Raw genomic sequence first — 2,888 nt, 5'->3', positions numbered from 1 at the left:
AGTCAGTACATCTGATACTGATACACCGCTATCGCAGGCAAGCCAGCTCCCACAGTTTTAACCGCGTGCGGTCAGTTCGATGATGCAGCTGCGGCCGCTGACCGAGAGGTCCAGCAGGCCAGTGTTACCGTCCACTTGCAGGCAATCGTGATGGCCGAGCTTTTCGCCCAACACCTTCACCTCATCCGCCACGCTGAACACCAACACCGTCTGCGCCGTCGTGAAGAAGCGCTGCACACCATCAATCCACTGCAACCTGGCGTGATAACGCACTGGCGAATAGATCAGGTTGAAATCGCGAATCGGCCCCGTAATCAAACGACACGCCACCTGGCTGTCACCCTTGAACGCGAACGCTTGCAGCGGCAACAACCCACGCTGCTCCTCGCCATCCACGGTCAACACCATGCCCGCGCCCTGGATCACGGTAATCACGCGCTGGTAACCGGCAAAGGTGGAGAACCCGCCCGACTCGGCGATATCGGCAATCGACAGGCGCCAGCCAAACCCATCCAGGCCGCTGCCGGCGTCACGGGTGATTTCTTCGGTGCTGCCACCGCCGTTTTTCCACGGCATGCGCACGTAGTCAGTGGCGCGCCAGACTGTCACTGCACTCATTTGCTGAAACGTCCTTCCAGGCTGTGACGGGAACCGGGGTGGATCAACCGCGCGGCGGTCACCGGTTGGCGACCGGACCAGGTGCGGCGGCGGATCAACAGGCACGGCTCGCTGGGTTCGATCTGCAGCAGCTTGCACTCGGCGGCGTCGGCGAGGATCGCTTCCACCACGTGCTCGCCTTCGGTCAGCGGCGCAACCTGGTTCAAGTAGGCGTAAGGCGTCTGCTGGGTGAAATCCTGTTGCAGGTATTCCGGCGCGACCAGGGCGTTGACGAAGCGGTCTTCGATTTGCACCGGAATATCGTTTTCGAAGTGCACGATCAGCGAATGGAACACCCGCCCGCCTTCGCGCATTTCCAGGGCGACGGCGCGTTCGGAACCGGCAGCCTCTTCGCCCAGGTGAATGACCTGGCACGTGTGCCGATGACCGCGGGAGGCGATCTCATCGGCAATGTTGTGCACTTCGAACAGCGCCGACTGACTCTTGGGCTCGGCGACAAAGGTGCCGACGCCTTGCATGCGCACCAGCAACCCTTCGGCGGTGAGCTCGCGCAGGGCGCGGTTGATGGTCATGCGGCTGAAGCCCAGTTGGCTGACCAGCTCGCTCTCCGACGGCACGCGGTAATGGGGCGGCCAGTTGCCGTTGAGAATCTGCTGGCTGATCATCTGTTTGACGCGGGCATACAAGGGCGCCGGACTTTCGTCCATGTGGGCAGCCAGCGAAGACTTGGCAGGCGGAGTCGGCACAGGGAATCCTTGCAGGGGGAAAAGATGCATAGATTGCCGGAGTTTACCGAGCAGGCAAACGTCTGTATATGTATATACAAATAAACACACGACCGGGGTGCCTTGATCATGTCCGCTTTCTTTGCCGAACGCGCACTGCTGCCTAATGGATGGGCCAATGATGTACGTCTTGAAGTCAGCGCCGATGGCCTGCTGACACAGGTTGCGGCCAATGCCAGTGCAGAGGGCGCCGAACGGCTGAGAGGCCCGGTGTTGGCGGGTATGCCGAATTTGCACTCCCATGCATTCCAGCGCGCCATGGCCGGTTTGGCCGAAGTGGCGGGCAATCCGAATGACAGCTTCTGGACCTGGCGCGACCTGATGTACCGCATGGTCGGCAAGATCAGCCCGGAGCAATTGCAGGTGATCGCGCGCCAGCTGTATATCGAGATGCTCAAGGCCGGCTACACCTCGGTGGCCGAATTTCATTACGTGCACCACGACGTCAGCGGCCAGCCTTATGCCGATCGCACCGAGCTGTCGCGGCAGATCAGCCAGGCGGCGGCCAGCAGCGGGATCGGTTTGACCCTGTTGCCGGTGCTCTACACCCACTCAGGGTTTGGTGGGCAAGCGCCGAACGAGGGCCAGCGCCGGTTTATCAACAGCACGGAAAACTACCTGGACCTGCAAGCGCGCCTCAAACCGATCCTCGCCGCGCAACCGGCGCAAGAACTGGGCCTGTGCTTCCACTCCCTGCGCGCGGTCACGCCGCAACAGATCAGCGACGTGCTGGCGGCCAGCGACAAGGCGTGCCCGGTGCATATCCACATCGCCGAACAGCAAAAGGAAGTCGACGACTGCCTGGCCTGGAGCGGCAAACGCCCGCTGCAATGGCTGTATGACAATGTGGAAGTGGACGAGCGCTGGTGCCTGGTGCATGCCACCCACGCCGACGGGGATGAAGTCTCGCGCATGGCCAAGAGCCGGGCGATTGCGGGCCTGTGCCTGACCACTGAAGCCAACCTGGGCGATGGGATTTTCCCGGCGGTGGATTTCCTCGCGCAGGGCGGGCGCATGGGGATTGGGTCCGACAGCCATGTGTCGTTAAGCGTAGTGGAAGAGTTGCGTTGGTTGGAATACGGGCAGCGCCTGCGGGATCAGCGGCGCAATCGCCTGTATCGCAGTAATCAGCCGATGGTCGGGCGGACGCTGTTTGATGCCGCGCTGGATGGCGGCGCGCAAGCACTGGGCCAGGCGATTGGGCGATTGGAAGTGGGCAAGCGTGCAGATTGGCTAGTGCTGGATGGCAATGATCCGTACCTGGCGACGGCTAGCGAGGATGGCATTCTCAATCGCTGGCTGTTTGCCGGTGGCGACCGGCAGGTGCGGGATGTGCTGGTGAATGGGAAGTGGGTGGTGCGTGATGGGCATCATGCTGGCGAAGAGGACAGCCGTCGCGCATTCACACAGGTATTAAAGGACTTACTCGGTTAAAACTGTGGGAGCGGGCTTGCTCGCGAAAGCGGTGTGTCAGTCACTGCATCC

General features: G+C 61.6%; 3 protein-coding genes. 1 reads left to right on the top strand and 2 read right to left on the bottom strand.

Annotation, left to right across the window (positions count from 1 at the left end; all coding sequences use genetic code 11):
- Window positions 1-57: 57 nt before the first annotated feature.
- Together NUV89_RS28990 and hutC are read right to left on the bottom strand one after the other, a co-directional pair.
- Window positions 58-618, bottom strand: coding sequence for a HutD family protein (locus NUV89_RS28990; RefSeq protein WP_257784017.1), 561 nt, complete (start codon window positions 616-618; stop codon window positions 58-60).
- Window positions 615-1,325, bottom strand: a complete 711-nt coding sequence (hutC, locus tag NUV89_RS28985) for a histidine utilization repressor (protein ID WP_017738808.1) — start codon at window positions 1,323-1,325, stop codon at window positions 615-617. The genes NUV89_RS28990 and hutC overlap by 4 nt, the downstream gene beginning before the upstream one ends.
- A gap of 147 nt (window positions 1,326-1,472) precedes the next feature.
- Here hutC and NUV89_RS28980 point away from each other — a divergent pair, with 147 nt between their 5' ends.
- Window positions 1,473-2,837: a formimidoylglutamate deiminase gene (locus NUV89_RS28980; protein ID WP_257784016.1), complete on the top strand. Its 1,365-nt coding sequence runs from the start codon at window positions 1,473-1,475 to the stop codon at window positions 2,835-2,837.
- Window positions 2,838-2,888 lie beyond the last annotated feature (51 nt).

It is taken from the genome of Pseudomonas sp. 18.1.10 (assembly GCF_024655625.1).
Taxonomy (GTDB): domain Bacteria; phylum Pseudomonadota; class Gammaproteobacteria; order Pseudomonadales; family Pseudomonadaceae; genus Aquipseudomonas.
Note: the sequence above shows the minus strand (reverse complement) of the source record. Positions and strands in the feature narration are given on the sequence as shown.